9 protein-coding genes and 2 pseudogenes are annotated in these 16478 nt (G+C 65.6%); 9 read left to right on the top strand and 2 right to left on the bottom strand.

All coding sequences use genetic code 11. The features are described 5' to 3' along the window. Positions 1 to 335 precede the first annotated feature (335 nt). The 3 genes from BTN82_RS15895 to BTN82_RS15885 are packed head-to-tail and all read left to right on the top strand — an operon-like array spanning position 336 to position 6498. On the top strand, positions 336 to 1220 hold the full coding sequence (locus BTN82_RS15895; RefSeq protein WP_075120085.1) for an ABC transporter ATP-binding protein: 885 nt from the start codon (positions 336 to 338) through the stop codon (positions 1218 to 1220). Then, positions 1217 to 4318: a hypothetical protein gene (locus BTN82_RS15890; protein WP_075120084.1), complete on the top strand. Its 3102-nt coding sequence runs from the start codon at positions 1217 to 1219 to the stop codon at positions 4316 to 4318. The genes BTN82_RS15895 and BTN82_RS15890 overlap by 4 nt, the downstream gene beginning before the upstream one ends. Positions 4319 to 4356: 38 nt before the next feature. Continuing rightward, positions 4357 to 6498 (top strand): TonB-dependent receptor, encoded by a 2142-nt coding sequence (locus BTN82_RS15885; protein WP_075120083.1) that lies wholly within the window; start codon positions 4357 to 4359, stop codon positions 6496 to 6498. 42 nt (positions 6499 to 6540) lie between these two features. Here BTN82_RS15885 and BTN82_RS15880 read toward each other — a convergent pair whose 3' ends face one another. After that, positions 6541 to 8544: a TonB-dependent receptor gene (locus BTN82_RS15880; protein WP_261792983.1), complete on the bottom strand. Its 2004-nt coding sequence runs from the start codon at positions 8542 to 8544 to the stop codon at positions 6541 to 6543. A 280-nt stretch (positions 8545 to 8824) separates the two neighbouring features. Here BTN82_RS15880 and BTN82_RS15875 point away from each other — a divergent pair, with 280 nt between their 5' ends. The 4 genes and pseudogenes from BTN82_RS15875 to BTN82_RS15860 all read left to right on the top strand — a co-directional run. Continuing rightward, positions 8825 to 9829 carry a helix-turn-helix transcriptional regulator gene (locus tag BTN82_RS15875; protein WP_075120082.1) on the top strand — a complete coding sequence of 335 codons (1005 nt, stop codon included), beginning with the start codon at positions 8825 to 8827 and terminating at the stop codon, positions 9827 to 9829. Positions 9830 to 9985: 156 nt separating this feature from the next. Then, positions 9986 to 10115 (top strand): annotated as a pseudogene (locus tag BTN82_RS31695) (GMC oxidoreductase); the annotation flags it as partial. A 427-nt stretch (positions 10116 to 10542) separates the two neighbouring features. After that, complete coding sequence (locus BTN82_RS15865) at positions 10543 to 11178, top strand: lytic polysaccharide monooxygenase auxiliary activity family 9 protein (RefSeq protein WP_075120080.1); 636 nt, start codon at positions 10543 to 10545, stop codon at positions 11176 to 11178. A 37-nt stretch (positions 11179 to 11215) separates the two neighbouring features. Beyond that, positions 11216 to 12226: pseudogene (locus tag BTN82_RS15860) on the top strand (chitinase); the annotation flags it as partial. Positions 12227 to 12402: 176 nt separating this feature from the next. On the opposite strand, the gene BTN82_RS15855 reads toward BTN82_RS15860, so the two are convergent. Then, positions 12403 to 13317, bottom strand: a complete 915-nt coding sequence (locus tag BTN82_RS15855; RefSeq protein ID WP_075120078.1) for a LysR family transcriptional regulator — start codon at positions 13315 to 13317, stop codon at positions 12403 to 12405. Positions 13318 to 13586: 269 nt separating this feature from the next. On the opposite strand from BTN82_RS15855, the gene BTN82_RS15850 reads away from it, so the two are divergent. Beyond that, the gene (locus BTN82_RS15850; RefSeq protein ID WP_075120077.1) at positions 13587 to 14609 is read left to right on the top strand and encodes a zinc-dependent alcohol dehydrogenase family protein; all 1023 of its coding nucleotides are present in this window, start codon (positions 13587 to 13589) and stop codon (positions 14607 to 14609) included. A gap of 188 nt (positions 14610 to 14797) precedes the next feature. Beyond that, positions 14798 to 16441: a phosphoglucomutase (alpha-D-glucose-1,6-bisphosphate-dependent) gene (gene pgm, locus BTN82_RS15845; RefSeq protein WP_075120076.1), complete on the top strand. Its 1644-nt coding sequence runs from the start codon at positions 14798 to 14800 to the stop codon at positions 16439 to 16441. The last annotated feature ends 37 nt before the right edge of the window (positions 16442 to 16478 follow it).

Genomic DNA, 16478 nt, shown 5'->3' with positions numbered 1-16478 from the left:
GGCCGGGGTTGGCCCAGGCGTTGGGAAACAAGCGAATGCGCGGAAGAAGATGCTAGTCATTCTCATTGCCAGGACTACCCGCATCGAGTCGATTTCGCCCCGCATCCGTTGGCCGCTCCCGGGGTTGGCCGGCGCGGTTGCTGGAGGCTTGCGCGGTTGGCTGCGCGATACGGTTGGAAAATGACTTGAATCGGGTAGAGCCCGCCCCGCGGCCTTGACTACCGTCCCTGGCTGCCCCTTTGCGGGCAGGTGTTTCCCGCCAATAAGCGCCCTGCGGCAGACCCGGTCTTGCTCGATCGGGATCCGGTAGCGGCGCGCTGTCCATGGAGTTACCGATGTCAGTCGATTCGGGTTTGCAAGTGCGCGGCCTGCGCAAGCGCTACAACAATGGCGTCGAAGCGCTGCGTGGCGTGGACCTGAGCGTCGGCCCGGGGATGTACGGGTTGCTGGGCCCCAACGGCGCCGGCAAAAGCAGCCTGATGCGGACCCTGGCCACCCTGCAGCAGCCCGACGCCGGCAGCATTCACCTGGACGGTGTGGATGTGCTTGGCGATTCCGATCACCTGCGCCGGCGCTTGGGCTACTTGCCCCAACAGCTGGGCGCCTATCCGGGCGTCAGCGCCCGTGACTTGCTCGACCGTTTCGCCTGGCTCAAGGGGCGCACCGATGGCCGCCAGCGGCGCGAGGAAGTTGAAGGCCTGCTGGCCAAGGTCAATCTGCAGGAGGCCGCGCACCGGGCGCTGGCCACCTATTCGGGCGGCATGCTGCGTCGCTTCGGCATCGCCATGGCGCTGGTGGGTTCGCCGCGGCTGCTGATTGTCGACGAACCGACGGCGGGCCTGGACCCGGCGGAGCGCAACCGTTTCCATCGGGTCCTGGCGGACGTGGCCGCGGAATCGATCGTGCTGCTGTCGACCCATATCGTCGAAGACGTCGAGAACCTGTGCAGCCGCCTCGCGGTGTTGGCCGGCGGGCGGATCATCGTCGAAGGCAGCCCGGCGCAGTTGCTCGAGGCCGAGCAGGGGCGCCTGTGGGAAGCCTCCTTCGGCCGCGGCGAAAGCCTGCCGGCGGCGTTGCATGTGGCCGCCAGCCCTGAGGGCAGCCGGGTGATCGTGCACGGCGAGCGACCCGCCGACCCGCGTTTTCGCGCCCACGCCCCGCGCCTGGAAGACATCTATTACCTGGCGCTGGCCCAGGCCGGCGAGGCGCTCGAGGCATGAATACCTTTGTCCTGATGATGCGCGAGGCCTGGGTGGAAGTGCGGGCCGGGTTGCGCAGCGGCATTCCGTTGCTGGTGTTCCTCGGCCTGGCCGGCTACCTGCTGATGTCCCTGACCAATGCCGAATACGTGCAGAAAATGGGCGCCAGCGATATCCCGCGCAATGCCCCGAGCCTGATTTACCTGATGTCGTGCGGCTGCATGTTCTTCCTGTTCTTCGCCTGGGCCTGGGTCTTTGCCCAGCCGGCCCTGCGCGACCGCAAGGCGCAGTTGGAGGAAGTGTTGCTGGCGTTGCCGGTGTCGTTGCCGGCGCTGTTGTGGGGGCGGTTTATCGGCGCGGCGCTGGTCGGCGCTTTGCTGGCCAGTTCCTTGGTGGTGGGGTTTCTGCTGAGCCCGGTCCTGGGCTGGCTGGGCTGGGTGCCCGCGGCGAGCATCGGCGCGCCGGCCTGGTCGGCGCTGGGCTTTGCCTGGGTGGCGTTGCTGTTGCCGGTCAGCACCGGGATCGGTGCCTTGTATTACCTGCTGGCGCTGCGCAGCCGCGGCCTGGCCGCACCCTTTGCCCTGGCGACGCTGTTGATGCTGTTGTGGATGTTCGCGGTGGTGGTGCTCAAGGGCGGGCAGATCAACCCGCTGCTGGCCGCCAGCCTCGATCCCTCGCTGTTTACCTTTGCCCAGGCCCAGGTGGAAACCTGGACGGCGGCGCAGAAGTCCCAGGCGCTGCTGGCGTTGACGCCGGGCTTCTGGCTCAACCGTGGCCTGTGGTGCGTGTTGCCGCTGCTGCTGCTCGCCGGGGTGCTGGCGCGCACCACGCGCCAGGGCTTGATGGGCCGTCGTTCCGGCGCGGTACTGGCCGAGCCGCCGATGCGCCTGGCGCCGGGCACCCGCTTGCCCGGGCCGTTGCTGGCCAGCCGCTGGGCGCTGGCCTTGTGGCGCGAGGCCCGCTGGCAATTACGCCAGGTCTGCGCCCGCAAGGTCTGGTGGCTGGCCCTGGGATTGTTGGCGGTGATGGGCGTGCTCAGCGGTTTCGTGCATGGGGTGTGGCACGCCCGCGGGCCGATGGTGCCCCGGGCCGACCTGACCTTGCCGCTGCTCTCCAGCGCGCTGTTCCTGGTGATCGCCTTTGTGGTGGCGGCGCTGGTCGGCCTGATCTGCCGGCGCGATGATGTGGAGGGGCTGGGGGCGATGTTGCAGGCGACGCCGGCGCCCGTGTGGCTGCGCATGCTGGGCCAGGTGCTGTGCGTGCTGCTGGCGACGTTGCTGCTGGCCCTGGTGCCCGGCCTGGCCAGCTTGTTGATCAGCGCCATCGCCGCGCCGCAAAGCCTGGCCCCCGGTTTTGTGCTGATCTATCAACTGCTGGTGTTCGCGCCACCACTGCTGGAGCTGGCGATGCTGACGGTGCTGGTGCACGCGCTGATCCGGCGTTCCGGCCTGGCCTACGCGACCTCGATGTTGCTGACGTTTTTCCTGGTGCTCAACCACGAGCTGGGGCTGGTGAGTTATCCGGCCTATGCCATGGCGATCCCGGCCCATGTGGCGTTGTCGGCGCTGACCGGGTGGGCGCCCTGGTTGCCCTATCTGGCGACGCTGGCGGGCTGGAAGCTGGCGGGTTGCCTGGTGCTGGTCGCCCTGGCGGCCTTGGCCTTGCCCCGTGGGCCGGAGCAGCGGCGCCTGGCAGACGTGCGCCAGCGCCTGTTCGGGCTGCCGGGCGGGTTGCTGGCGTTGGGCGTGCTGCTGCTGTTGGGCAGCGGCCTGTTGCTGCACCGGCATCTGGTGGAGCAGGGCGCTTATCAGTCGACCGCCGAAGAGCGTGCCGAAAGCGCCGCCTGGGAACAGCGCTGGCTGGCCGGGGCGGGCGCCTGGCAGGTCGCCGGTGGCCAGGTGCAGTTGCGTGTCGACAGTGCGCGTCGGCAGGTGGAAGGGCGCTGGGCCCTGGACGGGGTGATCGCCGCCAGCGGCCGCCTGGACGCGGAGTTGCCGCCGGGCCTGCACGTGACGGGCGCCAGCGTCATGGGCCAGCCGGCCGCTGTCGAACAGGCCACCGACCATCTGCGCATTGCCCTGGGCGCTTGCGCGGCGACGGGGTGCGCCGTGACGTTGCACTGGACGCTTGCCGCCACCGGCTGGCCCAGCGAGGGCGAAGGTTTCTGGCTGGGGCCGCAGGGCGTGTGGCTGGAGGCCCGCCGGGCGCTGCCGCGCCTGGGCCTTGACCCGCAGCGCTGGTTGCGTGCCCCGCTGCAACGGACCCAGGCCGGATTGCCGGCCGCGGTGCCCGTGCTGCCGGCGGGCGCCGCGGTCGCCGCGCACGCCGTGGCCCCGGCGGGCGCCTGGCAATGGCTGATCGAAGTGGACGGCCACGCCTTCAATGCCAGCAGCCAGCAGCCGCTGGACTTCGCTTACGTTCTGTCCCCACTGGCCTCGGCGCAGGCCCTGGACGGTGTGTGGGTACTGGCCGACGCCAGCCGCCAGGACAACGCCCGCGACGTGCGCGAGGACCTGAGGGCCATGGCCACTTGCGTGGCACGGCGCCTGGGCGGCAGCCCGTTGGTCAGCGAGCTGAGCCAGTGGCCCGCCGGCATGGGAGGCAGTCGCCTGAGCAACGGCCACCTGCTGCTTGCCCAGAGTCCGGACTGGGACGTGGCGGCGGCAGGCGTCGGGCGCTGGGCGCGGCGCGGGCATATCGCCGAACTGTTGGCCCGCCAGCGGCTGATCAGCGCCAGCGACCTGCGCGAGGACCCGGGCCATGTCTGGCTCAGCCAGGGCGTGGCCGGGGCCATCGGCCTGCTGTGCGTCGGCGACGTCGACGGCGCCCAAGCCCGTGCCGCGCTGATCAGGCTCGGGGTGGACGACCTGACCCGGGCCCTGGGCAGCGACGGCGAGCCGGTCGGCACCCTGGCCAGCGCCCGGGAGCAGGGCTGGGCCGCCTGGTACGCGCCGCTGGCCAGCCTGGATTGGGTCGCCAGCCAGACCCCCGAACAACTGATGGCGATGACCGCCGACATCCGTAATGGCCAGGGATGGCCCGCTCCGATCCAGGGCCTGCTGGGCGCGCCCTCGGATCAGGTGGTCGCCGCGGCGCTGAAGCGCTGGGGCACACCGTGATGAATTCCCCTCACTCCCTCATATCCCTGGAGCCTTGCATGCCTGCTCGATTGTCACTCAAACCGTTACGCCGACCGGAGGGCTGGCGCGTCAACGTCCTGACCCAAGCCTTGGGGCTGGCCCTGTCCAGCCAGGTGTGCACGGCCTTCGCGGCTGACTATCAGGCCAGCCCGGAAACGGTCGAACTGGCGCCGCTGACGGTCAGCGCCCGGTTGAACCAGGAAAGCGCCAAGGACATCCCGTTCGGCCTGTCGGTGATCGATGGGCAGACCCTGGAAACCCGGCGCTTGCGCACCCTCGAGGACGCGTTGCGCACCACCCCCGGCGTCGACGTCAATTCGTGGGGCGGCGCCAACGACGCCAACGTGCGGATTCGCGGCGTCGGCTCGCTGAACCAGATGAGCATGGACGACGGCTCGGTGGTGCTGAACGTCGACGGGGTGCCGATGTCGGTGCGCAACGCGGCCATGGCCACCCTGGACGTGCAGCAGGTGGAAGTGCTCAAGGGGCCGCAGGGCACCTTGTTCGGCCGCAACAGCGAGGCCGGGGCGATCAACGTGACCACCCGCAAGCCGACCCGTGAGCTGGAAGGTTACGTGCGCGGTGAAGCCGGCCAGGACGGCCAGTTCATGACGGAAGGAGCGGTAGGCGGGCCGTTGACCGAGACGCTGGCCGGGCGCATCGCGGTGCGCCGCAGCGGTTTCGACAACTGGGTCGACGACCAGCAGGATGGCGACCCTCTGACCAAGCCCCGGGACCTGGCCTTGCGCGGCAGCCTGCTGTGGGACAACGACGCCGGCACCACCGGGCTGCTGGTCGCCGAACGCCAGCGGGCCGAACACTACGCCGGCCTGGAAATACTCCGGCCCTTCGGCAACCGCCCGAGTCTGGACTACACCCCCGGGACCTTCGACGGCAACCAGAAGACCAACGAGCGCTATTCGTTCGAGCTCAACCACGACCTGGCGCAAGCGCGGATCACCTCCGTCAGCGCCTACACCAGCACCGACCTCAACGCGGTCAAGGGCTACGACCGCAACATCACGCGCGCGCTGTACGGGTCGCCCTCCGAATACCTGATCGAAGACTCGGCCCACGAGCGCGTCTGGAGCCAGGACCTGCGCCTGGGCTCGCTGCCGGAGGCCGATGTGTTCTGGGTTTCCGGGCTGAACCTCTCGCGTTCCGAGCGCAGTTTCGATTCCGACAACTTCACCAACGGCGCCCAGCAGCGTCGCGACTTCACCACCAACAGCTACGCGGCCTACGGCGAGGTCACGTTCCCGATCGCCGAAGACTGGAAGCTCACCACCGGCCTGCGTCACACCTGGGACCGCAAGACCTATGGCGCCGACTATTCCAGCGCGGGCAGCGTGACCGGCGACAGCCGGCGCCTGCAGGACAACTACAGCACCGGGCGGGTGGCGCTGGCCTACGCGCTGACCCCGCAGACCAACCTCTACGCCGTGCTTTCCCGCGGCTACAAGTCGGCCGGTTTCAACGATTACGCCACCTCGGTCAAGGACAGCGAGCCGTACAAGGCGGCCAAGGTGAATTCCGCCGAGCTGGGTTTCAAGCATGAAAGCGAGGGCGGCGCGTTGAGCCTGGAAGGCGCCTTGTTCATCACCCGTGTCGAGGACGACCACTTGCTGGGGTACGACTTCAACACCCTGGCGGTCAGCGCGGTGAACGCCGACACCCGCAGCAAGGGCGCCGAGTTGTCGAGTACCTGGCATGTCAACGATGAACTGACCCTGAGCAGCGCCGTGACCTACACCAACGCGGTGGTGACGTCCGACGCACCGGGGGTGTCCGGTGGCGATGTGGCCGCGGGCAACCGGGTGCCGGACGTGCCGTTGTGGAGCGGCAATTTCAGCGTGGCCTGGAAGAAGGACTTGCCGTACCTGCTGGGCTTGCCGGCGCCGCGGCTGAACACGCTGCTCAATTACCGGTTGCAGAAGAACCGCCCAGCGGACCCGCAGAATCACTACGACCTCAGCGGCTACGCCAAGCTGGACCTGCACCTGGGCGTGGAAAGCGGTGGCTCGGAAGTCTACCTGTGGGGAGACAACCTGCTGGATGCGCGCTACGACTTGTATGGCTCGTATTCCACCGCCCAGGTGACGACCGGGATGCCGGCGCGCGGGCGGTCGGCGGGGGTGGGTTACAGCTATTCGTTCTGATACGGCGCGTGTGGGAGCAGGCGCGCCTGCTCCCCGGGCGCTTCAGAACGAGTAGGTGTAGCCGACGCCCAGCGTGCGGCGGCGCGCGGGCGCGCCATAGGCCACCGGATCGCTATAGAAGCCGTAGGTGTCGTAGGTCTGGTTGAGCAGGTTGTCGGCATAGGCGTAGACCTCGCCGAAGCGGCTTTCCAGGCCGGCGCGCAGGTCGAGCTTCTCGTAGTTGTCCAGGTTGAAATGGTTCTGCGGATCGGCCGCGCGTTCGCCCACCAGGCGGTAGTTGAGGCTGGTGTTCAAGGTGGTTTCGCCCAGGCTGGCGACGGTACCCAGCGGGTGTTTCCAGCTGGCGTTGAAATTGCCGCTCCAGCGCGGCACGTCCGGGGTGCGGTTGCCCGCGGCGACATCGCCGGCCTGGATGCCGTGCACCGCGCTGGTGATCTTGGCGTCGAGGTAGGTGGCGCTGGCGGCCAGGGTCAGGCCGTGGTCGAAGCGCCAGGCGCCTTCCAGCTCGGCGCCCCGGGTGCGGGTGTCGGCATTGAACGCGTTGGTGGCGAAAGTCGCGGCGTCGTACCCCATCAGGTGGTCGTCGTGGACGCGGGTGTAGAACAGCGCGCCGTTGAGGCTGCCGCGGCGGTCGTCGGTTTCGCTCTTGAAGCCCAGTTCCGCGGCGTTGCTGACCGCGGCTTTGTAGGGCTCGCTGTCGCTGACCTGCGAGGCATAGTCGTTGAACCCGCCGGATTTGTAGCCCCGTGCCCATTGCACGTAGACATTGGTCTGCGGGGTCAGCGCATAGCTCAGGGCCGCGCGCCCGGTGCCGTAGTGGTCCGTCAGCTTGCGCGGGTCGTCGACCGCGGCGCTGCCGGCGAAATACTCGCCGTCATAGGTCTTGCGGTCCCAGGAGTGGCGGTAGCCGGTGGTCAGCTTCAGGCGTTCGGTCAGCGGGAAGGTGACTTCGCCGTAGCCGGCATAGGTGGTCGTGGTGAAGTCGCGGAACTTGGCGCTGGAGGTGCCGTAGGTATTGCGCGGGGTGTCGTAGCTGCGCTCGTTGCGCGTGGCGGCGAGGCCCGTGACCCAGAACACCTCGGCGTCAGGCAGGGAGCTCAGGTGCACGTCCTGGCTCCAGCTGCGCTCGAAGGACTTGTCCACCACCCAGTACTCGTTGGGGGTGCCATAGAGCGCGCCCATGAGTTTGCTGTCGTAGGCGATCAGGCCTTCGAAGTCCGCGGTGGACGTGGCGGTGGTGGAGGTCAGGCGGCTGTTGGCGAAGTCATGCTCGAGCTTGATCGCGTAGCGCTCGGTGGTCTTGTAGTTGTCGTCGAACAGGCCGGGCGTAAGGTCCAGGCCGGGGTCGGAGCCGTACGGGCGCAGCACCAGGGAATTGGTGGCGCGCTTGGTCTTCTGCCGCTCGGCGCTGAACAGCACGTGGGTGTCATCGTCGAGGTCCCACAGCAGGCTACCGCGGTAGGCTTCGTTGCGCGGCTTGGTGATGGGGTGGTTGGTCTGGTCGTTGTCGATCCAGCTGTCGTAACCCGCGCGGCGTATGGCCAACCGGCCGCTGAGACGCTCGCCGAGGGGGCCGCCCACCGCGCCTTCGGTCAGGAACTGGCCCTCCTGGCCGACTTCGCCGCGCACATAACCTTCCAGTTCGCGGGTGGGCTGGCGGGTGGTGATATTGACCGCGCCGGCCTGGCCGATAGTGCCGGACAGGGTGCCCTGGGGGCCCTTGAGCACTTCGATGCGGTCGACGTCCAGGGTCTCGAACCCCAGGCTGCGGGACGACACCGGCACACCGTCGATATTGAACGCCACCGAGCTGTCATCCATCGACATCTGGTACAGCGAGCCCACGCCGCGGATCAGCACGTTGAAGTCATTGGGCCCGCCGGAAGAGTTGACGTTGACCCCGGCGGTGTTGCGCAGCGCGCTTTCCAGGGTGTCCAGGCGTTGCGTGCGCAGTTGTTCGCCGTCGATGACGCTGAGGCTGATGGGCACGTCCTTCGGGTCTTCCTGTTCCATCCGCGCGGTGACGGTCGAGGCCGGCAGTTGCAAGGGCTCGCTGGCCGTGTCGGCGAATGTCGGATGACTGAGTGTGCAACCGAGTATTATTGTTATAGTATAACGTGATTGCGGTGATCGACGGCTGGCCGTCGAGTAGCATCGTGCAGACATGATGGGGCCTTGGCTGAGGTGTTGGGCAATGCGCGTCGCGGCGGGCGACGGCGACTGGAAAGCAATTGTGATGCTTTGTAATGCTATTGATTATCAATTGCGTCCATCTGCCCCAATGTGGTCTGATTCGAGCCGTATCCGATCAGCAAGGAGATTCAAGATGTCGGCTGTTCAGGAGGAGGCGAGGGAACCCATGCCGGTCTCACGGATTATCGCCAATGGTTATGGAGGGGAGTTCGGCCCGGGCACGCAGTGTCGGGTGACCCGGGTGACCCTGCAGGGAGGGCTGGATATCGTGCGTTGGCAAAGCACGTTCGAGCAGCCCGTGGCGCTGCCGTTGCATGACGACAGCGAGCGTATCCACTTCAGTTTTACCCACCTGCTCAAGGGCAAGGCCTATTGCAGCTTTCGCGACGGTCGCCGGCAGCGCCGCTTCGCGATCAACGAAGGCGCCGGCAGCATCAGCTTCGGCCGCAGCCGCCAGGGCCTGTATCACCAGCAGGGCGAGATCGACAACATCACCGTGATGATTCACCCCGAGTTGTTGGCCCAATGGGAACTGGAGATCGATCCGGCCCTGCACAGCGCGCTGGCCTGCGACCATTGTTTTCTCGATGGCCACCGCAGCGGCGAAATGAGCGCCACCGCGCATTTGCTATGCAATGCCATGGACCAGGGCCCCGAGCTGTCCATGGGCCAGCCGCGCAGCAGCCTGTGGCTGTACGGCCAGAGCGTGACCCTGGTCAGCCTTTTCCTGGAAGCCCGGCGCAACCTGGGCTGCACGTGCCGGGTCAGCCACATCGACCGCCAGCGCCTGCTACGCGCCCGCGAACGCCTGCTGGCCGACCTCGGCAAGGCGCCGAGCCTGTCGGAGCTGGCCCGCGAGTCGGGCATGAGCCAGCCGAAGCTGACCCGCGGGTTTCGCCAGCTGTTCTACAACAGCGTCTACGGAGTGTTCCAGCAGGCGCGCATGATCCAGGCGCGCAGCCGGTTGCTGGAGGGCGACGAGTCGGTGATGCGGGTTGCCTCGGACCTGGGCTACGCCAATGCCAGCCACTTCGCCACCGCCTTTCGCAAGCAGTTCGGCATCAACCCCTCCCTTCTCAAGAGTGGCGCGAGGAGCAACTTCCTCGATGCCGGCCTGGCCGGCCGAGGCCATCAGTGAGCCTGGGGCCGGGCGCAACGTTCGGTCGCTGATTCAGGTTTCTGCAATCACCCGGCACCCCAAACAAGAATGCCGCTCGTTGAGCGGCATCTTTGTTTGTACGTGGCTTGCGTGCGTCGAGTCGGGGCGACGCGATGGCTTGTTTCAGAGGCTGAGCAGACATCGGTGGTCGACAAGCGCCTCAAGGTGCATGGGCTTGAAGGGCTGCGCATCGTCTGCGTTGATTTTCCCCAACTTCACCTCGGGCAACACCCACGCGGCGGTGCCGATGGTGGCGGAGAAGGGGCGGGTGAGGATGCAGGCGACCCAGAAGGTCAGCACCGAGTTGATCCCCAGGCGCCAGGTCATCAGGGTGGCGGCAATCAGGCCGGCGAAGATCACCGCGCCCAGCGTGAAGCCCAGGCCTGGCGCTTCGCTGTGGCAGACGCCGGGAAGAAGGTAAGGAACGAAACTTAGTGGGGACTGAGGGGCGGATCTTTATTTGTGCTTGACCCTGACACTGACAAGCGCCGCCTGAGCATGTAGGACTTTTGCTTCAGGGTGGGTAGGAAAATTTCGGATATACTGGTTATATATCCAGTATTTTCGGGCGATTCCTCTGCTAGCGCGATGCAGAACGAAAAATGGGCACGTGGACAGAAAATCCAGCTCGGTTAATTTGCAGACCTCTCCTTTGGAAAGGGAGAGTTTCTTAAATCAATGGAGCAATAAACATGAACAAACCACAAACCCAATCGCCGCTTCGCCACGGTCGCGTCACCTCCCCAGCCTCCCGCGGCGCAGTCGCCATCGACCTGGGCCTGCTGGGCAGCTGGCAGGTCAATGAGATGGAGGGCGGCAAGAACTTCCCGGCCCTGGCTGCCGGTCCGTTCCCTGCACCGTTCAACACGGACAACCCAAGCGACGTGCCGCCGGCCGATGGTTTCATCCTCAGCGGTGGCAAGAGCGATCCCCGGGACTGCGTCAACTTCACCGATGAGGAGATGAGCAAGAAGCTCGGCCGCGCCTTCACCTGGCCGATGCTCAACGTCGAGCCCGGTCAGATCTTCAAGGTGACCTGGCAGTACACCGCGCCGCATACCACCCGTGGCTATCGCTGGCTGATCACCAAGGACGGCTGGGATCCGAAACAGCGCATCACCCGCGCACAACTGGAAGCTCAACCTTTCGCCGAGGACTTCTATCAGCAGGTGCCTTACTACAGCCATGCCGGCGAATTGAAGGCCAAGGTCGATCACGAAGTGAAACTGCCTGCCAATAAAAAGGGCCGCCACGTGATTGTCCTGATGTGGATCGTGGCCAATACCGGCAATGCTTTCTATCAGGCCTTCGACGTCGACTTTAAATAAGTCTGCGGACCCTCCAAACGTTCTGAAGGATTAGAACATGTCAAAGATTGACTTTACCCAACTGAAAGCGCCGCAGGATGATGCCGCGTCGCGGATGCCGAGCCTGGATGGCAAGAAAATCCTCATGGGCTACTGGCACAACTGGCCGGCCGGCCCCTCGGACGGCTACCAGCGCGGGCAGTTTGCCAATATGAACCTGGAGGATGTGCCCCGGGACTACAACGTGGTGGCCGTGGCGTTCATGAAAGGCAGCGGTATTCCGACGTTCAAGCCGTACAACCTGTCCGATGCCGAGTTTCGTCGCCAGGTGGGCGTGCTGAACAGCCAGGGCAGGGCGGTGCTGATGTCCCTGGGGGGCGCTGACGCTCATATCGCATTGAACCCGGGCCACGAACAGCCTCTGGCCAATGAAATCATCCGCCTGGTGGAAACCTACGGCTTTGACGGGCTGGACATCGATCTTGAACAGAGCGCGATTGACTTCGCCAGCAACAAGACCGTCCTGCCTGCCGCGTTGAAGCTGGTCAAGGATCACTATGCCGGCGAGGGCAAGCATTTCATCATCAGCATGGCGCCGGAGTTCCCCTACCTGACCACCGCCGGTCGATACGTCGACTACCTCAAGGCCCTGGAGGGCTACTACGACTTCATCGCGCCGCAGTTCTACAATCAGGGCGGCGACGGCCTCTGGGTTCAGGAGGCCAACAACGGCAAGGGGGCCTGGATCGCCCAGAACAACGATGCCATGAAAGAGGACTTCCTCTATTACCTGACCGAAAGCCTGGTGAGTGGTACTCGCGGTTTCACCAAGATTGCGGCTGACAAATTCGTCATTGGCCTGCCTGCCAACGTCGATGCCGCTGCCACCGGATACGTGGTCAACCCGACGACCGTTTCCAACGCGTTCAAACGCCTCTATGCCAAAGGGGTGTCGATCAAGGGCCTGATGACCTGGTCGGTCAACTGGGACAACGGGTTCAATAAGGACCATGTGGCCTACAACCAGGAGTTCAGCCGGCGTTACGGGCCGTTGATCAACGGCGGCAAGCTGTCCCCCTCAACGCAGGATGAGTCCCACCCGCAGACCGCCCACTAGCGCTCGGTCAAGGAGACATCCGGCAGACGTGCCGGATGCTCGACCGTCAAGCCTATTGACTTGATCGCCAAGGGCAAACAATGAAAATCCGATGCCGGAAGGCATCGGATTTTTTGTAGGTGAGGCCTTCAGAGGCTGTCCGGATCGCCAAAAAACATCTGGATCCGCGAACGCAGCCAGCGTTCGCCCGGGTCGTTGTCCTGGGAGCCGCGCCAGGCCATGTGCAGTTCGAAGCTGCGGGTCGGCAGGGGCGGGTCTTCGGCGCGCACGCCGCCGGCAGCGGTCAGGGCGTCGGCAGTGTAGTCCGGCACGGTGGCGACGATGTCGGTGCCGGTCAGCAGGGTGCTCAGGCCGTTGAATTGCGGCACGGCGAGTACCACATGGCGCTTGCGCCCGAGCTTTTCCAGTTCCTCGTCGATAAAGCCGCTGAGGTCGCCGGCGAAGGACACCAGCGCATGGGGGCGGGCGCAGAAGTCGTCGAGGCTCAGGGCGCCCGGCATGCTGTCGGCCCGCAACAGCTTGGGCAGGCTGCGGCGCAGCACCTTGCGCTTGGCGTTGGCCGGCAGGTCCTGGGTGTAGCTGACGCCAATCGAGATTTCCCCAGAGGCCAGCAGCGCCGGCATCAGCAGGTAGTTGGCGCGGCGCACCACCAGCACGATCCCCGGTGCTTCGGCGCGCAGGCGCTTGAGCAGCATCGGCAGCAGGGCGAACTCGACATCGTCGGACAGGCCGATGCGGAACACCGCGGTGCTGGTCGCCGGGTCGAATTCGGCGGCGCGGCTGACCGCGGTGGAGATCGAGTCGAGGGCAGGCGAGAGCAGGGCGAAGATTTCCACCGCCCGGGCCGAAGGTTCCATGCTGCGCCCGGTGCGCACGAACAACGGGTCGTCGAACAGGCTGCGCAGGCGCGACAGTGCCGCACTGATGGCCGGCTGGCCGAGGAACAGTTTCTCCGCCGCCCGGGTCACGCTGCGTTCATGCATTAATGTTTCGAACACGATCAACAGGTTCAGGTCGACACGACGCAGGTCATTACGATTCATCTTGAGTCCTGGCAGAGTCAGCAAACTTGACGAGAACGGCCATATGAGAACAATGGCCGGCATGAATCTTACGGGGAAAGGCTGCTACTCTGCACCGGCTAATTGTTTTTTCCTGTAAGCGCGCCCTTGCTCTGGCACGCCGTTTGGCGTCGTTTCAGGGGCCGCGGAATCAATGACAGGCATGTCGACTATTAATGGCCGCTGATGGTCTTGGCCAGAAAGCCCAGATAGAGTTCATGGCATTAGAGGTTACTTTGACGAGGTTTGCGATGTCCCGCACGATCCGTTTTCACAAGTTTGGTCCGGCCGAGGTGCTCAAGTGCGAAGAGCATGCGGCCGCTCTGCCTGCGCCGGGCGAAGTGCAGGTGCGTGTCGAAGCGATCGGCATCAGTTGGTACGACGTACTCTGGCGCCAGAACCTGGCGTCCTCCCATGCCCGCCTGCCGTCCGGCCTTGGCCATGAGATGGCCGGCGTGGTGACGGCGGTCGGCGAAGGTGTCGACGACTTGGCCGTCGGCGACAAGGTCGCCAGCTTCCCGGCCGAAAGCCCGAACGATTATCCGGTCTACGGCGAGCAGATCGTCCTGCCGCGCTCGGCGCTGACCCGCTACCCCGACCTGCTCAGCCCTATCGAAGCCGCCGTGCATTACACGCCGCTGCTGATGGCGTACTTCGCCTATGTCGACCTGGCGCGGGTCAAGCCCGGGCAATTCGCCCTGGTCACCGATGCCAGCCACTGCGCCGGTCCGTCCTTCGTCCAGCTGGGCAAGGCGCTCGGGGTGCGGGTGATCGCGGCGACCAAGACCGCTGAAGAGCGTGAATACCTGCTGTCCCTGGGGGCCGATAAAGTCATCGTCACCGAAGAGCAGGACCTGCTCATGCAGATCAACAAGCTCACCGACAACCGCGGCGTCGACGTGGTGTTCGACGGCCTCGGCGGTCCACAGATGTCGATGCTCGGCGATGTCCTGGCGCCACGCGGCAGCCTGGTGCTGTACGGCCTGCAGGGCGGCAACCAGACGCCGTTCCCGGCCTGCGCGGCGTTCCAGAAGAACATCCAGTTCTTCGTGCACTGCATCGGCAACTTCACCGGCAAGCCGGAGTTGGGCATCATCCAGGACCAGGTGGCGTTGCAGCGTGCCTTGCGCGACATCAACCAGCTGACGGCAGATCGGGTCCTGCTGCCACTCAAGACCCGGGTCTTCGGCTTCGACGAGTTCGTCGAGGCCCACCGCTACATGGACGAATGCCCTTGTCGCGAGCGGGTGGCACTGCAGGTCGAGCCCGCCTGACGCCGCTGCACGACGCCTCGGGCGTCCCGCGCAACCCCCTCCAGCCCTCTATCGATCGATAGGGGGCTTTTTCATGGCCGCGACAGTGGATTCTGTCGATTTCGGCACGGATAGATCCCGTCGCGCTGCGGTCAAACTGCCAGTAAACTGCGCAGCACTCACCGAACCATCCTTTTCCGAGGTTTTGCATGACACTCAGTCCTTTTGCGGGCAAGCCGGCACCGATCGAACTGCTGGTCGACATTCCGCGACTGGTAACGGCCTATTACACCGGCCAGCCCGATGCCGCCGTCTCTACCCAACGTGTCGCCTTCGGCACCTCGGGGCATCGCGGCAGCTCGTTCGACCTGAGTTTCAACGAATGGCATGTCCTGGCCATCAGCCAGGCGATCTGCCTGTACCGCCAGTCCCAGGGCATCGACGGCCCGTTGTTCGTCGGCATCGATACCCACGCGCTGTCCACGCCGGCCGGGGCCAGCGCCCTGGAAGTGCTGGCCGCCAACGGCGTGACCGTGATGATCGCCGCGGGCGATGAATACACCCCGACGCCGGCGGTGTCCCACGCGATTCTCTGCTACAACCGCGGCCGCACCAGCGGCCTGGCCGACGGCATCGTCATTACCCCGTCGCACAACCCGCCGCAAAGCGGAGGTTTCAAGTACAACCCCACCAACGGCGGGCCGGCCGACACCCATATCACCAAGTGGATCGAAGCCAAGGCCAACGAACTGCTGGCCAATAAACTGGCCGGGGTCAAGCGCATCAGCTACGAGCAGGCGCTGAAAGCCGACACCACCCACCGCCACGATTACCTCAACAGCTACGTCGCCGACCTGATCAACGTCATCGACCTGGACGCCATCCGCAACGCCAAGCTGCGCTTGGGCGTCGATCCGCTGGGCGGAGCAGGGGTGCGCTACTGGTCGGCGATTGCCGAGCACTATCGCCTGGACCTGGACGTGGTGAACAAGGAAGTCGACGCGACGTTCCGTTTCATGTGCGTCGACTGGGACGGCCAGATCCGCATGGACCCATCCTCCAGCCACGCGATGCAGGGCCTGATCGGCCTGAAAGATCGTTTCGACGTGGCGTTCGGCTGCGACCCGGACCACGACCGCCATGGCATCGTGACCCCGACGGGCGGCCTGCTGGCGCCGAACAACTACCTGGCGGTGTCCATCGACTACCTGTTCCAGAACCGTCCGCAGTGGCGCGCCGACGCGGCCGTGGGCAAGACCGTGGTCAGCAGCGGCCTGATCGACCGCGTGGCGGCACGTCTGGGCCGCCGTTTGTACGAAGTGCCGGTGGGCTTCAAATGGTTCGCCGACGGCCTGTTCGACGGTTCCCTGGGGTTTGGCGGCGAAGAAAGCGCCGGCGCCTCGTTCCTGCGCAAGGACGGCAGCGTCTGGAGCACCGACAAGGACGGCCTGATTCCCGCCTTGCTGGCGGCGGAAATGACCGCGCGCACCGGTCGCGACCCGAGCCAGGCCTACCGCGCCCTGTGCGACGAGCTGGGCGAGCCGTTCTCGGTGCGCGTCGACGCCAAGGCCAACCCGCAGCAGAAGGCGCTGCTCGGCAAGCTGTCGCCGCAACAGGTGACTTCGACCGAGCTGGCCGGCGAACGCATCCAGAAGATCCTCAGCCATGCGCCGGGTAACGACCAGGCGATCGGCGGCCTCAAGGTGATGACCGAGAACGGCTGGTTCGCGGCGCGTCCGTCGGGTACCGAGGATATCTACAAGATCTACGCCGAGAGCTTTATCGGCGACGATCATCTGAAACAGCTGGTGCAGGAAGCGCAAACCCTGGTGGACGGCGCGATCAGCGCCTGAGCCTTTTGTGTAGGAGCGAGCTTGCTCGCTCCTACAG

Source organism: Pseudomonas chlororaphis, from assembly GCF_001921865.1.
Lineage (GTDB): Bacteria > Pseudomonadota > Gammaproteobacteria > Pseudomonadales > Pseudomonadaceae > Aquipseudomonas > Aquipseudomonas chlororaphis_D.
This window is presented reverse-complemented; position numbering and strand designations above follow the sequence as displayed.

Excerpts from the sequence above, each read along its gene's own strand:
- BTN82_RS15895 (WP_075120085.1), top strand. The coding sequence starts at position 336 with ATGTCAGTCGATTCGGGTTTGCAAGTGCGCGGCCTGCGCAAGCGCTAC.
- BTN82_RS15890 (WP_075120084.1), top strand. The coding sequence starts at position 1,217 with ATGAATACCTTTGTCCTGATGATGCGCGAGGCCTGGGTGGAAGTGCGG.
- BTN82_RS15885 (WP_075120083.1), top strand. The coding sequence starts at position 4,357 with ATGCCTGCTCGATTGTCACTCAAACCGTTACGCCGACCGGAGGGCTGG.
- BTN82_RS15875 (WP_075120082.1), top strand. The coding sequence starts at position 8,825 with ATGTCGGCTGTTCAGGAGGAGGCGAGGGAACCCATGCCGGTCTCACGG.
- BTN82_RS15865 (WP_075120080.1), top strand. The coding sequence starts at position 10,543 with ATGAACAAACCACAAACCCAATCGCCGCTTCGCCACGGTCGCGTCACC.
- BTN82_RS15855 (WP_075120078.1), bottom strand. The coding sequence starts at position 13,317 with ATGAATCGTAATGACCTGCGTCGTGTCGACCTGAACCTGTTGATCGTG.
- BTN82_RS15850 (WP_075120077.1), top strand. The coding sequence starts at position 13,587 with ATGTCCCGCACGATCCGTTTTCACAAGTTTGGTCCGGCCGAGGTGCTC.
- pgm (WP_075120076.1), top strand. The coding sequence starts at position 14,798 with ATGACACTCAGTCCTTTTGCGGGCAAGCCGGCACCGATCGAACTGCTG.